Genomic DNA, 19,381 nt, shown 5'->3' with positions numbered 1-19,381 from the left:
AAATGATGAAAAATAAATATATAAAAAGCACAATCGCAATAGTTGCGATGATGCAGATTTTTGTATCATGTAAGAAAGATTTTTTAGAATTAACTCCAAAAGGGACAACGCTAGAAGACAATTTCTACAAAAATGAAAAAGAAGTAATGCAAGGTGTGATTGCAGTATACGATGTAATGCAATGGGGCACCACTGGTGGCTATACCATGAAAATGCCATTGTTAAGTGCAGCTTCTGATGATTGTTGGGCAGGTGGTAGTAATGCCGCAGATCAACCAGCATGGGTTGCTTATGACAATTTTAACATGAGCTCTTTTGTTGGACCTCAGGGTGGTTTGTGGAACAAAAACTATAGTGGAATTAACCGTGCCAACCTAATCTTAAGCAAAATTGATAAGTCAACTACCTTATCTGCTTCTTTTAAAACAAGGGCAACCGCAGAAGCTAAATTTTTAAGAGCTTATTTTTATTTTGATCTGGTAAGATGGTTTGGCAATGTTCCTTTAATTGTAACTACATTACCAACTGCAGAGTTATATACACAAAAACAATCTGCACCTGCACAAATTTATGCGCAGATAGAAAAAGACTTGAGAGATGCCATTGCAGGCTTACCCCCTCTTGTTGCTGCTGCAGAAAAAGGCAGAACATCACAAGGGGCTGCAAAAGCACAATTGGCCAAAGTTTTATTGTATCAAAACGACAATACCAAATTGGCAGAAGCCATTACCTTATTTGAAGATGTAAACAAAACAGGTAATGCTTATGGTTATAAATTAATGACCAATTATGCTGATATTTTTGATCCTGCAAATAAATTCAATTCTGAGTCTATCTTAGAAATCCCTCACTCAAATAATGCAGCATGGGGCGATTGGGGATGGATCAATGGCGGCGAAGGGAACGTAGCCACTCAATTTATTGGTATGGATACCTACAATGGCGATACTTATTCTAGTGGATGGGGTTTCTGTCCGGTTACTTTAGACTTGGTAAATGTATTAAAAACAGATCCTCGTTTTGCGGCTACAATTATTGATGGAGCTGCTTTAAAAGCTGCAGGCGCTACTTATAACGCCCGTTACCAAAACACCGATTATTTCATTAGAAAATATGCACCATTAAAAGTTTACCGTTCTACCTTGGGTGTAGCAGAGCAAAATTGGCCTATTAACGAAATCGAAATCAGGTTGGCAGACACCTATCTAATGCAAGCAGAAGCCTTAGTTAAAAATGGCAGTAACCCTACTAGGGCCAAAGAACTACTTGATGCAGTTAGAGGAAGAGTTGGTTTAGGATCTGTTCCTGCAACATTAGATAACATCTATAACGAACGCAGATTAGAGCTGGCAACAGAAGGACACCGCTTTTTTGACTTGGTGCGCACAGGCAGAGCAGTAACAGTTTTAGGACCTCTTGGTTATAAAGCTAACAAAAGTGAGTACTTGCCTATTCCACAATCAGAAATCGATGTTACTAAAGGAGTTATTAAACAGAATCCTGGTTATTAATCATTCAAAAAATGAAATCAATTAAAAACACAATAAAAACATCAATCTGGCTAAGTTTATGTTTGATGTTAACCTTAATTAGCGCTTGTAAAAAAGACAATGCGCTAAAAGATCTAGGTGCTGCCCCTACTGCAGACCAGGTTAAATTTAGCTCAGCACCAACAAGTGCCAATGCCAATATCATTAATTTCAAAAACGAATCGCCTGGTTTTAGGGCCATCTGGGACTTTGGGAATGGTGCAACTGCAGAGGGAAATGATGTACAGGCAGCCTATCCTTTAGTTGGCAATTATACCGTTAAACTAACCATTGTAACAGATGGTGGTTATGCATCATCTACAAAAACCATTAATATTGCTGCAACTAACCCGGCCATGTTAACAGACCCTGCGTTTGTTACCCTTTCTGGTGGTTTAGGCAATGCTACTGGCAAAACCTGGATCATTGACCAAACACAACCAGGACATTTGGGTGTTGGACCAGTGGCTTCGCAATTTCCAGACTGGTACCAAGCTGGTCCAAATGAAAAAGCGGGTTTGGGCTTTTACGATGACGAGATGACGTTTAACATGAATGCGTTAAAATATACTTATGCCAATAATGGAACTACATTTGCCAATGCTTCAAATGCACCCGGTATTGGTGGGCCTACAGGCACGTCAGATCCAATGGTAAATTATACGCCCCCAACCAATTTAACCTGGTTGGTAACCACCATTAATGGCACTAAATACATCACCATTAGCGGCAATGGCTTTATATCTTACTATTTAGGTGTTTCACAATACCAAATTCTTTCACTTACTGAAGATGAAATGTGGTTGAGATCTTTAGATAAATCAAACGCAGGAAATGCTTGGTATTTGAAACTGATTAGAAAAGGATATGTGAGGCCAGTTGTACCTCCTGTACAAAAACCAATGCAAGCTGCCAATCTAAGTGACGATTTCCAAACCACCTCTAATATTACTTGGATACCTGAAAACATGGATTTTGTGAGATCATACGATAATCCTTCTAAGTTCCCATTAAATACCTCTGCTAAAGTTGGTTATTACGAAAAAAGAACCGGAGACGATGGACAGTATGGCAATTTAAACGTTACTTTACCTTATCGTTTTGATTTAACTACAAAAAACAAGATCAGGATGAAAGTATTCATCCCGAGTGGTAACGATTTTAGTAAAGTGAAATCAACCGTGGCCATCAAACTACAGAACTCATTACTCGGTGGCAATGCATGGCAAACACAGATCGAAATTGTGAAGACCATTTTACCAGCACAATACAATACATGGATCCAGCTAGAATTTGATTACTCAGGTTCTTCAGCCCAAACATTATATGATAAGATTGTGGTACAATTGGGTGGCGAGGGCCATCCACACCCAGGTATCTTCTACATTGATGATTTTGAATTTAAATAAGAAACAACCTTACTGTCTGGCTAATTGCCGGACAGTAAATTAACTCAGGAAATATGATGGTTAAACCGTTCAAAAAGCTTTATTACTTTATTGCACTCTCAGCAAGTTGTATATTATCATGCCAATCTTGTTCCACAAAAAAGGAGGATGGTATCATTATCACTCCTCCAAAACCAACCGAAATTGTTGACAAACAATGGAGTTTCGAAGCCACGCCTACTTGGGCCGACGAATTTGATTATACAGGTTTGCCATTAGATAGTAAATGGGATTATGACCTTGGCGGATCTGGTTGGGGCAATAACGAAAAGCAATATTATACCAATTCCATCAACAATGTAAATGTGGCAGACGGTAAACTATTCATTACTGCTAAAAAAGAAAGCATGAATGGAATGGCTTATACTTCTACCCGATTGGTAACCAGAAACAAAATGGATGTACTCTATGGGCGTATTGAAGTTAAAGCTAAACTGCCATCTGGAAGAGGCACCTGGCCAGCAATATGGATGCTGCCTACCGATCGGGCTTATGGCGATTGGCCGAAATCTGGCGAAATAGACATTATGGAACACGTTGGTTACGATCAAAACAATGTACATTTCACTACCCATACCGAGGCTTATTATTTCAAGATCAATACACAAAAAAGCAGTACAAAACTAATTCCTGATGCCAGTACAGCTTTCCATATTTACCGCGTAGATTGGACACCATATGCCGTACGTGGGTATTACGACAATGTAATGATATTTGAATTTGCCAATGAAGGTACAGGTTATAAGGTATGGCCATTTGACAAAAGATTCCATCTGTTGTTGAATGTTGCCGTAGGTGGCGATTGGGGTGGTGCGCAAGGCATTGATGATACCATCTTCCCTCAAAAAATGGAAATAGATTATGTACGCTATTACAAAATAATAGAAAAATAAATGTGGTCACCATTTAACTCTTGGTTCGTTAAAACATGCACCAAGGGTTGAAAACAAATTCAAATCATCCCTATAAATGTCTGGCTTTGGTCAGGCATTTTTTTTGCCTCTAATCCCAGAATTGTGTGTATACCAACCAATCATTTTTTCATTTTTCTTTCGCAAAACACCTAAACCAATCTTTATCAAGCTTCTATAGCCCACAAAAAATATTTAGTTAATTCCCTGTTAACATCAGATTTTTGTGTAACTTTGTATCCCGTACAAAAGCAATTAAAAAGGCAATCACAGCCCTATTAATTTCACAAACTCACAAACATGACTAAGTATATTTTTGTTACGGGCGGTGTTACTTCCTCATTAGGTAAGGGCATCATCTCCGCTTCATTGGCCAAACTTTTACAGGCAAGAGGTTACCGTGTAACCATCCAAAAATTCGACCCTTATATCAACATTGATCCAGGCACATTAAATCCTTATGAGCATGGCGAATGTTATGTAACCGAAGATGGAGCTGAAACAGATTTAGACTTAGGTCACTACGAGCGTTTTTTAAATACGCCAACCTCTCAGGCCAACAACATTACAACTGGTCGTATTTACCAAAATGTAATCAACAAAGAAAGACAGGGTGATTATCTAGGTAAAACCGTACAGGTAGTACCTCACATTACCGACGAGATTAAACGCAACATGCGCATTCTTGGCGATAGTGGCAATTACGATATCGTTATTACAGAATTAGGTGGTACCGTTGGCGATATCGAGTCGCTTCCTTTTATCGAGGCCGTACGTCAATTTAAATGGGAAGAAGGCTCTAGCAATGCAATAGTAATTCACTTGACATTGATCCCATTTTTGGCTGCAGCCGGAGAACTTAAAACCAAACCTACACAACACTCTGTTAAAGCCTTATTAGAATACGGTATCCAACCAGATATCTTGGTTTGCCGTACAGAACACCACATTAGTCCAGACATTCGTAAAAAAATTGCCTTGTTCTGTAATGTAAATATCAATGCCGTTATCGAATCAATTGATGCATCGTCTATTTATAGTGTGCCCCTATTGATGATGAAAGAGCAATTGGACAAAACTGTATTGAGCAAATTAAAATTGCCTGCTAAACACGAGCCAGACATGGAAAGCTGGAAAGATTTCTTAGGTCGTTTAAAAAATCCAACAGCAGAAGTTAAAATTGGTCTGGTAGGTAAATATGTTGAATTACCCGATGCCTATAAATCAATATCTGAAGCATTTATTCATGCAGGTGCAAAAAACGAATGTAAAGTACGCGTAGAATATATTCCATCAGAAAGCATCTATCCCGAAAACGTAAAAGAGAAACTAGGCCATTTACAAGGTGTTTTGGTAGCTCCTGGTTTTGGAAGTCGAGGTATTGAAGGAAAAATTGAAGCCATTAAATACGTGAGAGAGCATGAAATTCCTTTCTTTGGGATCTGTTTAGGTATGCAATGTGCAGTAATTGAGTACGGACGTAATGTATTGGGCTTAAAAGATGCCAACACTACAGAAATTAATGATACGGCCGAACATCAGGTAATTAACATGATGGAAGAGCAAAAAAATATCACTACCAAAGGCGGAACCATGCGTTTAGGTGCTTATCCATGCGATATCAAAAAAGGCACAAAAGCCTACTCAGCGTACGGAAAACAACACATTACCGAGCGTCATAGACACCGTTATGAATTTAATAACAAATATTTAGCGCAATATGAAGAAGCCGGAATGATTGCCTCAGGGATCAATCCAGACAGTAAATTGGTAGAAATTGTAGAGCTAAAAAACCATCCTTTTTTCGTTGGTGGACAATTTCACCCAGAATTAAAGTCAACAGTTGCAAATCCTCACCCACTTTTTGTTAAATTTGTCGCCGCTGCAATGGAGCACGCCAAAAAGAAAACAATATAATACAAGTTTAAAACATCATAATGGATAGAAATACATTCACAGGTCTGTTCCTGATCATGGTTATTTTAGGAGCAGCTGTCTTTTTTATGAAGCCAAGCGAGGCAGATATGAAAAAGGAAAGAGAAAAAATTACAGCAGATTCTCTTAAAAAAGCTGGAGTTAAACCAGCTCCTGCAGCAGTAACCACACCAACAGCCCCAACAAAACCAGACTCTACCACTTTGGCAGGTCCTTTTGGCGCAAACATTAATGGCACTGCAGCAACTTCTGTTTTAGAAAACGAAAATTTAAAATTGACCTTTACCACATTGGGCGGTAAAATTTTAAGTGTAGAAGTTAAAAACCAAAAAACTTATAGTGGCAAACCAGTTATCTTATTTAATGGTAGCGATAGCAAGTTTGGTCTGAACTTAAATATTGATGGTAAAATTGTAAACACCAACAACCTTTATTTTGCCCCTACTCAAACAGCTTCAGGGATCATCATGCGTGCCAATTACAATGCTGATAAATACATTGAATTTGTATACGATTTGAAACCAAACAGCAATAATGTTGGGTTTAACATTAATTTAAATGGTTTAAACGCAGTTGTACAAGGAAACAACATTTCTTTAAACTGGGAAACTACTTTATTAGAGCAAGAAAAATCTGCTAAAAAAGAACAAGAGCACTCTGCTCCTTTCTTTAAATATTTAGAGAAAAATCCAGACCATTTAGGTATCGGTAAAGACGAGAAGAAAGAACTAACCGAAGGTAAAATTGAGTGGTTCTCTTTTAAACAACAGTTTTTCTCTGCGGTATTGATCCCGCAAGTACCTTTTGAGAAAGGAAACCTAGAGGTTAAAGTAAGTACAGAACCGGGCCAGATTAAATGGTATGGTGCAAATATGCAATTGCCATTTGCGCAATTGGCTACCCAAAATTATGCCTTTAAGTTCTATTTCGGAACCAATAAATTCGATGCTTTAAAAGCACAGGGTCAAGAAATTGAGAAACAGGTTGATATGGGCTACTGGCCATTAAAATACATCAACAGATGGATTGTATTACCAGTATTTAAATTATTGGAAAGCTTTAACTGGGGTTATGGTGTAATTATCTTGGCACTTACCATCTTGTTAAAAATTGCCATGTCGCCATTAACCTACAAGTCGTACATCTCTATGGCTAAAATGCGAATCTTAAAACCAGAAATGGATGAGATTAAAGCTAAGGTAGGCGAAGATAATGCAACTCTATTGCAACAAGAATATTTAAAGCTGTACAAAAAAGTAGGTGTTAACCCATTAGGAGGATGTTTGCCAATGTTGCTACAATTACCATTTGTAATGGCTTTCTTCTTCTTCTTCCCTAATTTATTTGAGTTAAGGGGCGAGAGTTTCTTATGGATGAAAGATCTATCAACTTATGATGATTTTATCAAGTTTGGTTTCACCATTCCATTTATTGGCGACCACTTGAGTTTGATGTGTATTTTGATGACCATCTCTACTTTAATCTACACTTACTTCAATAATCAGATCTCTGGTGCAACCGGACAAATGAAATACATTGGTTACATTATGCCAATTATCTTCTTAGGTGTGTTGAACAGCTATCCATCAGGTTTGAACTATTATTATTTCTTGGCCAACATGTTAACCTTCTTACAACAGTTTTTAATTAGAAAGATGGTTAATGATGATAAAATTCACGCCATTTTACAAGAGAACAAAACAAAACCAGAAGGCGAGAAAAAGAAATCTAAATTTCAAGCTCGTTTAGACGATTATATGCGCACGCAAGCACAAGCTAAAACGCAAGAGAAAAAAGGTAAATAATCATTTTTCAATTGATGCGAACCGCAAATGAATTTCAGTATTCATTTGCGGTTTTTTTATGCATTAGGTTTAGGGCTTCAATAAAAATCTTTTCTTGTTTGTAAAATTTGACGTACAAATAGTGGTTTTGTGCATAAAATTTGCAATTTTTAAATTTCAATAAGGCCAAACCGCTTATTAACTAATATTAAACCATGCAAAAAAAACTAATCTTACTTTTTTTATTGTTTGCTAGTGTAGCTTACGCTCAAAAAAAACCGTTAGACCATTCTGTGTATGATACCTGGGAAAATGTGGGTATTAAACAATTCACCAATAATGGTCTTTGGGCTGCTTATGCTGTAAATCAGCAAGAAGGCGATGCCAATCTGTATTTTCAAGAAACATTGACCGCAAAAAAAATTAAAATTTCTAGAGCAAGCTCTGCTCAGTTTAGCGCTGATTCTAAATTCGCAGCTTTTGCCATTAAACCTTGGTACAAAGACACCAGAATGGCGAAAATCAAAAAGAAAAAACCAGACGATATGACCAAAGATACTTTGGGTATAGCCAATTTAACCACTTTGGCTGTAACTAAGATTCCTAGAGTAAAATCGTTTAAGTTTCCTGAAACTGGAGCTGCTTTATTGGCTTACAATTTGGAAAAAGCACCAGATACCAGCAAAAAAGCTAAACCAGCTGCTCCAGCAGGTACTGAAGCCAAAAATGATGATCAGGATTATTTTGCAGATGATGATGCACCTGGTGCAAGTGCTGCCAAAGAAGGAACAGATTTGATTGTTAAAAACTTAACTACTGGTACCGAACGTGTTTTTAAATTTGTAACCGATTATAGCTTTAGCAAAGATGGTAAACAACTTGTTTTTGCTGCTAGCGGTTCTAAAAAAGATAAAACTGCAGCTCAAGGTGTTTTCTTATTAAACACAGAAACTGGTGCCTTAAAATCATTGGTTAAAGGTAAAGGTAATTTCAAAGGCTTCATTTTTGACGATGAGAGTGAGCATTTGGCATTTTTAGGCGAAACTAGTCCTGAAAAAGCAGAAATTAAAGATTTCAATGTTTATTACAATTCTTTAACGTTAGATACTGCTCAAATTTTGGTTGATGGTGATATGCCAGGCATGCCTGCTAAATTTGCTGTAAGTGGCGATGGAAGATTAAACTTTAGCAAAGACGGCAATAGATTATTTTTCGGCATCGCTCCTATTAAAAAAGCAAAAGATACTACTTTAATCGATTTCGAAAATGCCAAATTAGACATTTGGGGCTATAAAGACGATTACTTACAGCCAATGCAATTGAGAAATGCTGACCGTGATTCGAAAAGAAGCTTCTTAACTACAATTGATATTTATGGAACTGACCCTAAAATTGTTCCTTTAACAGATAACAAATTACCAGATGCCACTTTGGTAAATGAAGGTAATGCAAGTTTCGTATTGGCTTCTACAGATTATGGCAACCGTATTGCCTCTCAATGGACTGGTGGTTCTGTTAGAGATTACTATTTGGTTGACGTAAAAACAGGTAGCCGTAAAAAGATCATTGAGAGTTTAGGCGGAAATGCTTCAACATCGCCAAATGGCAATTATGTGTTGTACTATGATAAGAAAAAAATGCTTTGGAGCACTTATCAAGTAGCTACCGGAAAAGTTACCCCTTTAAATGCAGGAATGACCGTTAAATTCTACGATGAAGATAACGATGTACCTGATGATCCAAATAGCTATGGTGTTGCAGGCTGGACAGAAGACGATAAAGCTGTTTTATTATACGATCGTTATGATATTTGGCAATTCTCTCCGGATGGAAAATCGGCACCTAAAAACTTAACCAATGGTTTTGGCAGACAAAGTAACCTTACTTTCCGTGTAGAAAGAACCAATCCAGAATTTAGGTTCTTTACTAAAAAAGATGTGTTGTTATTGGATGCGGTAAATAACGAAACCAAAGAGAATGGTTTCTATCGCAAGGCCATCAATGATAGTAAAAACCCTGAGTTGATCATCATGTCTCCTGCTAAATATTCTAATGTAGTTAAAGCTAAAGATGCTGAAATCTACATTTATGATAAAGGAAATTATGTAAACTCTCCTGACGTATATGTTTCTAAAGATTTGAAAACTGCTGTAAAATTAAGCAGTACCAATCCACAGCAGGCCAATTACAATTGGGGTACTGCAGAATTGGTAAAATGGACTACACCAAAAGGTTACAAATCTGAAGGTATTTTATACAAACCAGAAAATTTTGATCCAACTAAAAAATATCCAATGATTGTTTATTTCTACGAGAAACTATCTGACGGATTATTTACCTACAACGCCCCTTCTCCTACACCATCTCGCTTAAACATTCCATTTTTTGTAAGTAATGGTTATTTGGTTTTCACACCAGATATCAGTTATGAAACTGGTCATCCGGGTAAATCTGCTGAAGAGTTTATCAATTCTGGTGTAGAGAGCTTAAAGAAAAATGCTTGGGTTGATGGTACTAAAATAGGTATCCAAGGTCAGAGCTGGGGTGGTTACCAAGTGGCACACTTAATTACAGTAACCAATATGTATGCAGCTGCTTGGGCTGGCGCACCTGTAGTAAACATGACCTCTGCTTATGGTGGTATCCGTTGGGAAAGTGGAATGAACAGACAATTCCAATATGAGAAAACCCAAAGTAGAATTGGTGCAACCTTATGGGAAAAACCAGAATTATACATTGAAAACTCTCCATTGTTTAATTTCCCTAAAGTAGCTACGCCAGTTGTTGTAATGTCTAACGATGCCGATGGAGCTGTGCCTTGGTACCAAGGTATTGAGATGTTTACAGGCTTAAAACGTTTAGGCAAACCAGTTTGGTTGCTCAACTACAATAACGAAGCACACAACTTGGTACAACGTCAGAACAGAAAAGATATCCAAATACGTGAACAACAATTTTTCGATTATTACCTTAAAGGTGCTAAAGCACCAGTTTGGATGGTTGGTGGTATTCCAGCAACCGAAAAAGGTAAAACTTGGGGATTTGAGTTAACTGAGGATAAACCTTAACGAATAGCATAAATTTATTAAATTCGTCATTGCGAGGAACAAAATGATGAAGCACTCTACCAAGAGGCTTCTCTATCCTTGCAATGACGATTTTATTTTAGCCAGATTTTAAATGGATCTCCAACCTATCCTCCATCATTACGAAAACTTTAAAGAAAAGACATTACAAAACCGTTTTTTTAAGCATCAAACCATTTTAAGCTTAATAGAAAAACTTCCATCAACATTTGAAGTAGTTCATTTGGGCAACTCAGTACAACAGCACAGCATCAATTTAGTGAAATGGGGAAATGGTAAAACCAAAATCATGTTGTGGAGCCAAATGCATGGCGATGAAGCCACTGGCACGATGGCCTTATTTGACCTGTTCAACTTTTTGCAGGGCGATAATGAACATGTAAAACTGCTAACTGAGAATTGCCAATTGTTTTTCATCCCAATGGTTAATCCAGATGGAGCAGCTGCTTTTACCCGAAGAAATGCACAACAAATCGATATCAATAGAGATTTTTTAAAAGAAAGCTCTTCAGAAGCACAAATCTTAAAACAATGCAGGGCTGACATCAAGCCCGACTTTGGTTTCAACCTACATGATCAACTTACCCTTTGGAGCGTCTCTAAGAGTTTAAAACCGGCTACCTTGTCATTTCTTGCACCTGCTTTAGACGAAGAGTTGAGCATTAACGAAACTCGGAAAAATGCCATGCTCGTGATTGCAGAAATGTTTAAACAAATCGACCCTCTCCTTCCTAAACATATTGGCTTATTTGACGATGAATTTGAGCCTCGTGCTTTTGGCGACAACTTTCAAAAGGCCGGAACAGCTACCATATTAATCGAAGCCGGAGGTTTCGCAGCTGATTTTGAGAAACAAGAAATTAGAAGGTATTATTTTGGGGCTATATTGGCAGGTTTGTTAAGCATTGCTACCACAAGCTACACACAGCAAAACCTCGAAAATTATCTGTCTATTCCTAAAAACAACAAGCAGATTTTCCATGTACTGATCCATCAGATCATGTTAAATGGAATTGAGGTAAGTATAGGCATTAATTACGATGAGAGCCCTGCTGCTGATGGTAACAGTACCACTAAAACCTATACCATACAAGACATTGGCGATTTAAGCTTTTGTGATGCTTACCAAAGCTACACTTCAACTCAACTTCATTTAAAAGGAGACATTATATTATACAAGGAAGCACATTTTGAATTATTTGACCACAATGAGCTTATTTTATCCTTCCAAAATGGAAAATTACTTTAAAAAAATACTACATTCATCATCAAAATTTAAAACACATGGCATTAAGTAGAATTTGGTCGGGCTTTATTATTGTTGCAATTGTTGTAGCCTGTATTAAATGTTTCTTTTTTGGACAAACAGATATCTTTAGCTGGATGGTTGTAGGCAAGGCAGACGATCCGACCAATTTGACCAAGGTTAATGGAATTATCGAAACCTGCTGGACATCGGTTGAGCTGTGCCTCAAACTCATTGGAATACTTGCTTTATTTATGGGTTTCATGAGCATTGCCGAGCGAGCAGGTGGTATCCGTTTATTGTCTAGAATTGTTGGACCATTCTTCTCTAAACTATTCCCAGAAATCCCAAAAGGCCATCCATCAATGGGGCACATGATCATGAATTTTTCGGCCAATTTATTGGGCTTAGACAATGCAGCTACTCCTTTTGGCTTAAAAGCGATGGAGAGTTTACAAGAGCTCAATCCGAGTAAAGATACTGCCAGCAACTCTCAATTGATGTTTTTATGTTTACATGCTGCAGGCTTAAGTTTAATTCCTGTAAGTGTAATCGCAATCCGTGCATCTCAAAATGCATCAGATCCAACAGATGTATTCATCCCTTGTTTAATCGTAACCTTTGTGGGTACCATGGCCGCAATGATGATCGTTTCGTTGAAACAGAAAATTAATCTTTTTCAACCTGTTATTGTGGGTTGGATCTTAAGTATTTCTTTAATTATTGCCTTATTGGTATGGTATGTTACCTCACTTAATGCCGATGGCATTAAACAGTTTTCTGGCATATTGAGCAATGGTCTTATCCTGCTTGTTTTTCTATTGATTGTTTTGGGTGGCATTTACAAAAAGATAGATGTGTTTGACGCTTTTATTGATGGCGCAAAAAATGGTTTTGAAACTGCGGTTAAAATCATTCCCTACTTGGTAGGTATGCTGGTAGCCATCAGCATGTTAAGAACCAGCGGCACCTTTGATGTAGTAATTTTGGGCATTAAAAATCTATTTGCCTTTTTAGGGGCAGATACCCGCTTTGTAGAAGCCTTACCAACGGCGTTGATTAGACCTTTAAGTGGTGGTGCTGCTAGAGGAATGATGGTAGATACCATGACAGCTTATGGTGCCGATTCTTTTGCCAGTAAATTATCTGGTATTTTCCAAGGCGCATCTGATACCACATTTTATGTAATAGCCGTCTATTTTGGCTCTGTAAGCATTAAAAATACACGTTATGCAGTTGGTGCAATGTTGTTGGCAGATCTGGTTGGTGTTTGTACCGCTATTGGTTTGGCCTACTTGTTTTTTGGAAACAGTTAAAAATACATACTTCAATCAAAAAGCCCTGTTCTAACTTATAGAACAGGGCTTTTTTATAATCATCAAATCAAAGAATTAAGGTTTATCCCACCATACTCTTGCATTTAAATCGTCTACTCCGCCATAAGGGAAAGCAGCTACTGCCGCATTATAATTTACGGTATTATTGGCTCGCTCTTGCGTTGGATAAGCTTCTCTTCTTGGGATTAATGCTCCATTGTTATTTGGCGCAGGCGAGATAAAGTTAGGAAAACCTGTTCTTCTCCATTCTGCCCAACCTTCATAACCATGCAAAAACAAATGTACCCATCTCTGGTTACCAATTTTTCTTAAGGCATCGTTAGAATCATAGGCTACATCTGCATTGGCCATGTAAGCCGCTAAACCACTGATATCGTTGTTGTTCCACTGTCTGATCGAAAATTCTATGGCTTTATCATAATTTGCTTTAGCGGTTACATCAGTTCCGGCTATCCAGCCAATTTTTGCCGCCTCTGCCATTGCAAATAAAGATTGCGCATAAGTAACCAAGGCCACTGGAGAGTTCTGCAAACGCAGATTGCTGCCCAATAAACTAAAATTATTAATCACCACCGTGGTAGAGCCCGGTAAACCATAATCTAACCCAACATAATTGGTAATGGCAGTATTTGCTGGTTTATTTGCAAAAACTGGTAAACGTGGATCATTTAAGGGTTGCATATAGTCTACTACTGGCTTACTTACTGCAAACCAGTTTCTACCTAAACGTGTAAAGGAATTATACCAGTAGTTCTCGTTGTTTTGCTCTGCCAAATGTGGATAGCTTAAATTATCCGTATTAGCTGTCATCATTCCGTTGGTAACAGCCTTATTAAATTCTGCTGCTCCTTTTGTAGCATCAACCTTACTTAAGCGCAAAGCCATTAAAGCATGGATGGTATTGCCTAATCTCTTCCATTTCGCTACATCACCACCATAAACAATATCATTTTTAATGTTCCCACTCACTATCGCTGCATTGGCTTCATCTAGCAAAGTAAATAAACTGTTATAGATGGCCTGCTGCGTGTCGTATTTAGGCGTAAAATTGGCGCTTCCTTTTAAAGCTTCACTATAAGGTAAATTTCCCCATCTATCAGTCATATGCCAGAAAAAATAGGCTTTCAAGATCTTAGCTACCGCAATTTGGTTCACTACTGGACCCTCGTTGGCATCTAAACTGGCATTGTTGATTACATTTTCCAAGTTCATCAATGGGCCTGTATATAATCCGTAAAAGTTAAAATTTACGGTTACATACCTACTGTTATCTGTAAATGAAGTGTTAGAAAGATATTGAGGATAATGCACCCCATAAGGTGATGAACTCATCCCAGGTAAAAACAATTGCGCATTGGCTATCAGCTGTGTTCCAGAGGCCTTTGTTGGGCTATTTGGATCTGTATTGATAGCTGAATCGAACTTTTTACAACTGCCCAACATCAATAGCGTTAAACAGCAGATGTAAATAGATTTATATGTATTTTTCATATGCTTAAAATTAAAATGTTAGGCTTAAATTAACACCAAAAGAACGTACGGTTTGGAACTCTCCTTTTTCAATCCAGCTAATTGCTGCACTTCCCGACGACAATTCTGAAGGGTCTAAACCTTTAGGTGCTTTTTGCCAGATCATTACTGGGTTACGGGCTATAATGGCCAATTTTGCAGATTTAAATGGGGTTTTACCTAACAATTTAGAATCGAAGTTGTAACCTAAACTTACTTCACGTAATTTAATATAAGAAGCACTGTAAATCCATTCATCATAGATACGAGTTCCCAGATTGGCTCTGTAATAGGTTCTTGCATCAACAAAACCATTAAATTCCTGACCGCTTACATCCACATTATTTATTTTTGTACCAGGGCCATAAATACCATTTACTTTAACCCCTCCTCCATCTGCCAAAGGATCGCGTACATTTTTTCCGTTTTCATTCATGGCTGCTGTAATGTCTGCTTGACCAGATTTGGTAGAAAGCATTTTTGACCAGCTAAAGAATTGTCCTCCTTTTTGAAAATCGATCATGGCACCAAGGTCAAATCTTCCTATTCTAAACGTGTTTTGTAAACCTCCGGTAAATGATGGCAATACACTACCAAAATCTTTTGCAGCATCAAATAAAGGCATGTTATCTGCACCTAATAAGATCTTTCCAGTTGCTGCATCTCTTCTATAACCCGGACCTACCAAGTTACCAAACGACTGTTTTACCGTAGAGTACAAGAAGATATTTTGACTTGAATAAGAAGCCACATCATTTTGTAGAATGCTGATACCTGGATATAAATCAACAATTCTGTTTTTATTATTGGCGAAGTTTATGGTAGCATCCCAAGTAAAAAACTTAGATTGAATTGGTCTACCACTTAAGGTTAACTCTACCCCTTTATTCTCTATCAAACCTGCATTTACTACAGTTTGGTCAAACCCACTAGCACCAGAAACAGAAAGGTCTATAATCTGATCTTTATTCTGTTGGTTATAATAGGTAAATTCCATTCCTAAGCGATTTTTAAAGAATTTCAGATCCAAACCTACCTCAAAAGAATTGGCAAAAGATGGCTTAATCAAAGGGTTTTTTAACTTATCAGGTACCAACAAGGTATTGATAGCTCCAGCAGTAGCAGGATAATTAGCACCAGCCCCATAAGTAAAGGTAGTTTGATAAGGACTCAAATCAGAACCTGCAATGGCATAACTGGCTCTTAACTTACCAAAAGATAGTGCATTCCATTTGGCTAATTCGCTAAACACAAAACTTCCAGAAACTGACGGATACCAGTAAGAGTTGTTATTGTCTGGCAATGCCGAAGAAATATCGTTACGAATCGATGCATCTAAGAAGAACATGTCTTTATAGCCAAATGAACCCATGGCATATACACTTCTAACTTGTTTCTGTCTTAAAAACGAAGTACTTGTTGGTCTATCAATTGAAGCCGCTGCAGAATACCAGCCTGGACTACTCAAACCACCTACCGTAGCTTGAAATTGTTGCGAATATTTAACCGTGTATAAGTTAGCCCCAACATTTACATTCACAGAAAAATCGTTAAAATTTTTGCTGTACTGGCCTAAAAACTCATAGTTGTTTTCTGTATTCTGATATTTTCCAACTTGGTAACCATCAACCAAACGGCCTCCTAAGCCCTCCTTGTGTGTAATGTTTTGAATAAACATATCTGAACGCACAAATCCACTTAGTTTAAGCTCAGGTAATACTTGATAGGTCGCGTTTACATCACCAAATAAACGATCTCTACTGTCATTGTTTAATACTTCATAAGCATCAAAAAATGGATTATTCCAGTCACTCGGTCTATTATTGGTTATGATACCTGTAGTAGTATTCGGGTTAACATTCCAGTTTAAGATGGTACCATCTGCATATCTATAGTTGCGTAAACGGTTGATATCTATATTTCGTTGGAACCACTGATTAGCACCTGTAAAAGAACCCTGATAACCTTGTGTTGGTCTTTGCCCATCGTTATTTGCATAATTTACATTGGCTCCAACACTCAATTTCTCTGTAATATTTAAAGAAGAGCTTAAACCCAGGTTATTTCTTTTTAACCAGGTATTCGGAATTACACCATTGATATAAGCATTGTTATAGCTCAATCTATAGTTCATATTTTCATTGCCACCAGTTACTGAAATACCGTTGTTTACATTCTGTCCAGTTTCGTAAAAATCTTTAACGTTATCTGGCTGTGGAAGAAATGGAGTCAGCTTTCCAAATTCAGCATCTTGGGGATAAAAACTGTAATACATCCTTACAGGTGTACCATCCATTTTCGGGCCCCAGCTTTCATCGTTGCCATTTACATATTTTTGTCCACCAGTTAAGGTTAGAAAGGTTTGGTTGTTACCTACACCATATATATTTTGCAAGGGTAAAAAGTTGCCTACTTTCTCTACAGAGAATGCCGAATTAATGCCAATATTAACTTTTTTAGCACCTTTTGCTCCTTTTTTTGTGGTAATTAAAATTACACCATACTGTCCTCTAATGCCATAAAGTGCAGAAGCAGCTGGTCCTTTTAAAATACTGATATTTTCAATGTCTTCAGGGTTGATATCTTGAGATACGTTTCCGTAATCGACACCATTGGCATCGCCCCCAAAATTACTTTGTGCAATAGGTGTACCATCAACCACCATTAAGGCTTGTCCACCACCAGTAATTGAATTTACACTTCTAATCTTGATTTTTTGTGTACCTCCCATACTGGCACCAGAAGAACCAGTTACCTGAACACCGGCAACTTTACCAGCTAAAGATCCAATCACATTTTGTTCTTTGGTTAAGGTGAGGTTATCTCCTTTAATTTGTTGTGTAGCGTAACCTACAGATTTTTCACTACGTTTGATACCCAAGGCCGTTACGACTATACCTTCTAAAGTTTGGGCACTTTCACTTAATGCGACATTGATTTCGCTGCTATTGCCAATGCTTACTTCTTTAGTGGTAAAACCTAAATAAGTAAATACTAAGATGGTAGCATTTGTTGGCACGTTGATCGTGTATGTTCCGTCGGGTTGAGTACTGGCTCCAGCACCACTTGTACCCTTAGCCACAACGCTTACACCAGGCATTCCATTTCCATTCGCAACATCTGTTACCTTACCCCTTAAGGTTTTTTGGGCATAGGTAACCATTGCGAACAGTAAGAATCCAAATAAAATGAGGATAGATTTTCTGTTCATATTCTGTGAATTAAGTTTAAGTTAAATGAAAATTACAAAAAATCATTTGCTATAACTTAATACGACGTCATATTAAGAATCAAAATTAATCTAAATAAGGAAAATAGGCTTGCTTAAGAAACAGTTAAGAGATTTGTTTCTTCTTTATGTACCAATTTATCAATAATCTGGTCTAATACACCAGCATCTAAATTTGTAAACTTAGAAGAACGCCATAATGAAGTCTTATCATCCAACCAAATACAAAAAGAATGACAATCTTCTAAAATTACTGCATAGGTCAAATGAAAATCATCATGAATTCTCATGCAGAATCCTTTAAAGGTTTTGCCTTTAACATCAAACTGTAGGTTTAAATAATCGTTTAACATGGCTATAAGTTTAGGGTGATGATCTATTAACAAATTTCTCTATAAAATGTTTAGCCAAAGTTAAATTTAGAATAATAAATCGTTCTTAAACTTTAAATCAACTACCCGATATTCAACATATTAGAGTAGCCCTTGGCAATGAGGCGGTCTTTAGTTGGCAAAAAAACTTCGCATTGTAGGTTGATGATTGCCCTACCCTGTTTTACGATGCTTGTTTTAGCGGTAATCAGATCTCCTTCGCTAGCAGGAGCAAAATAATCTATGTTGTTATTTACAGTAGTATAACGTGCGCTGAGACCTAAAGTGTATACGGTTGCACCAATTAAATCGTCGATAATGCCAGCGGTAATTCCTCCGTGTAAAATACCATAGGGATTGGTCATTTCCTTTCTAACCAAATAACTACAATGTAGTTCTCCCCTTTCTGCACTAATCAATATGGGCTTTAACCAATTCATAAAATGCGAAGGAGATTGGGTAATTTCTTTTCCTTTAAAAGACTGAAAAATCAATAATCGTTGCTGTGCTTCGTTTTTTTCTTCCATTTTATAATTATGTTTACCACAAATTTAGGGATTAAAAATACAAATATGAGTAGCACACTGATTACGGCAATTACAGAATTAGATCAATCTAAATATAAAACCAAGGTTTATGCGGGCGGACATTTAATTTATGCTGATGAACCAACAGAATTAGGTGGAACTGACGAAGGAATGTCGCCCGGAGCCCTACTTTTGGCCAGCTTAGGCAGTTGTACGGCCATCACCATCAGAATGTATGCTGATAGAAAAGAAATGCCCTTAGAATCTATTAAAATTGACTTGGCCATTTGCAAAGAGGAAGAAATGAGCAAAACGACCACCATTACCAGAAAAATAGAATTTACGGGCGCCATAAGCGACGAACAAAGGGCACGTTTAATGCAAATTGCAGACAAATGCCCTATTCATAAATTATTAACCAACCCGATTCAAATTTTAACGAGCTAAAAGCGAACGCTGGTTTGTGTCT

General features: G+C 37.4%; 13 protein-coding genes. 9 read left to right on the top strand and 4 right to left on the bottom strand.

Annotated elements, in window-relative coordinates:
- The first annotated feature begins 2 nt into the window (after positions 1 to 2).
- The 8 genes from AQF98_RS08105 (at position 3) to AQF98_RS08070 (ending at position 13,255) form a co-directional block, all read left to right on the top strand.
- Positions 3 to 1,511 carry a RagB/SusD family nutrient uptake outer membrane protein gene (locus tag AQF98_RS08105; RefSeq protein ID WP_200911859.1) on the top strand — a complete coding sequence of 503 codons (1,509 nt, stop codon included), beginning with the start codon at positions 3 to 5 and terminating at the stop codon, positions 1,509 to 1,511.
- 11 nt (positions 1,512 to 1,522) lie between these two features.
- Positions 1,523 to 2,938 (top strand): PKD domain-containing protein, encoded by a 1,416-nt coding sequence (locus AQF98_RS08100; RefSeq protein WP_152969670.1) that lies wholly within the window; start codon positions 1,523 to 1,525, stop codon positions 2,936 to 2,938.
- A 53-nt stretch (positions 2,939 to 2,991) separates the two neighbouring features.
- Positions 2,992 to 3,870 carry a family 16 glycosylhydrolase gene (locus AQF98_RS08095; RefSeq protein WP_235524197.1) on the top strand — a complete coding sequence of 293 codons (879 nt, stop codon included), beginning with the start codon at positions 2,992 to 2,994 and terminating at the stop codon, positions 3,868 to 3,870.
- 318 nt (positions 3,871 to 4,188) lie between these two features.
- Positions 4,189 to 5,805: a CTP synthase gene (locus tag AQF98_RS08090; RefSeq protein ID WP_055131438.1), complete on the top strand. Its 1,617-nt coding sequence runs from the start codon at positions 4,189 to 4,191 to the stop codon at positions 5,803 to 5,805.
- Between the two features lie 20 nt (positions 5,806 to 5,825).
- On the top strand, positions 5,826 to 7,628 hold the full coding sequence (gene yidC, locus AQF98_RS08085) for a membrane protein insertase YidC (protein WP_055131437.1): 1,803 nt from the start codon (positions 5,826 to 5,828) through the stop codon (positions 7,626 to 7,628).
- Between the two features lie 194 nt (positions 7,629 to 7,822).
- Positions 7,823 to 10,675, top strand: coding sequence for a prolyl oligopeptidase family serine peptidase (locus AQF98_RS08080; RefSeq protein WP_055131436.1), 2,853 nt, complete (start codon positions 7,823 to 7,825; stop codon positions 10,673 to 10,675).
- A gap of 112 nt (positions 10,676 to 10,787) precedes the next feature.
- On the top strand, positions 10,788 to 11,942 hold the full coding sequence (locus tag AQF98_RS08075) for a M14 family zinc carboxypeptidase (protein ID WP_055131435.1): 1,155 nt from the start codon (positions 10,788 to 10,790) through the stop codon (positions 11,940 to 11,942).
- 35 nt (positions 11,943 to 11,977) lie between these two features.
- Positions 11,978 to 13,255 carry a nucleoside recognition domain-containing protein gene (locus AQF98_RS08070; protein ID WP_055131434.1) on the top strand — a complete coding sequence of 426 codons (1,278 nt, stop codon included), beginning with the start codon at positions 11,978 to 11,980 and terminating at the stop codon, positions 13,253 to 13,255.
- A 75-nt stretch (positions 13,256 to 13,330) separates the two neighbouring features.
- On the opposite strand, the gene AQF98_RS08065 is transcribed toward AQF98_RS08070, so the two are convergent.
- The 4 genes from AQF98_RS08065 to AQF98_RS08050 all read right to left on the bottom strand — a co-directional run bounded on the left by AQF98_RS08065 (position 13,331) and on the right by AQF98_RS08050 (position 18,912).
- Positions 13,331 to 14,767 (bottom strand): SusD/RagB family nutrient-binding outer membrane lipoprotein, encoded by a 1,437-nt coding sequence (locus tag AQF98_RS08065; RefSeq protein ID WP_082434945.1) that lies wholly within the window; start codon positions 14,765 to 14,767, stop codon positions 13,331 to 13,333.
- A gap of 10 nt (positions 14,768 to 14,777) precedes the next feature.
- The gene (locus tag AQF98_RS08060) at positions 14,778 to 17,996 is read right to left on the bottom strand and encodes a SusC/RagA family TonB-linked outer membrane protein (protein WP_055131432.1); all 3,219 of its coding nucleotides are present in this window, start codon (positions 17,994 to 17,996) and stop codon (positions 14,778 to 14,780) included.
- A gap of 113 nt (positions 17,997 to 18,109) precedes the next feature.
- A complete protein-coding gene (locus AQF98_RS08055) occupies positions 18,110 to 18,367 on the bottom strand; it encodes a hypothetical protein (RefSeq protein ID WP_055131431.1) in 258 nt (85 codons plus the stop codon).
- A gap of 101 nt (positions 18,368 to 18,468) precedes the next feature.
- Positions 18,469 to 18,912, bottom strand: coding sequence for a PaaI family thioesterase (locus AQF98_RS08050; RefSeq protein ID WP_055131430.1), 444 nt, complete (start codon positions 18,910 to 18,912; stop codon positions 18,469 to 18,471).
- A 45-nt stretch (positions 18,913 to 18,957) separates the two neighbouring features.
- On the opposite strand from AQF98_RS08050, the gene AQF98_RS08045 reads away from it, so the two are divergent.
- Entirely contained in the window at positions 18,958 to 19,359 is a 402-nt protein-coding gene (locus tag AQF98_RS08045) for an OsmC family protein (protein WP_055132087.1), read from the top strand.
- The last annotated feature ends 22 nt before the right edge of the window (positions 19,360 to 19,381 follow it).

It is taken from the genome of Pedobacter sp. Hv1 (assembly GCF_001412215.1).
Lineage (GTDB): Bacteria > Bacteroidota > Bacteroidia > Sphingobacteriales > Sphingobacteriaceae > Pedobacter.
This window is presented reverse-complemented; position numbering and strand designations above follow the sequence as displayed.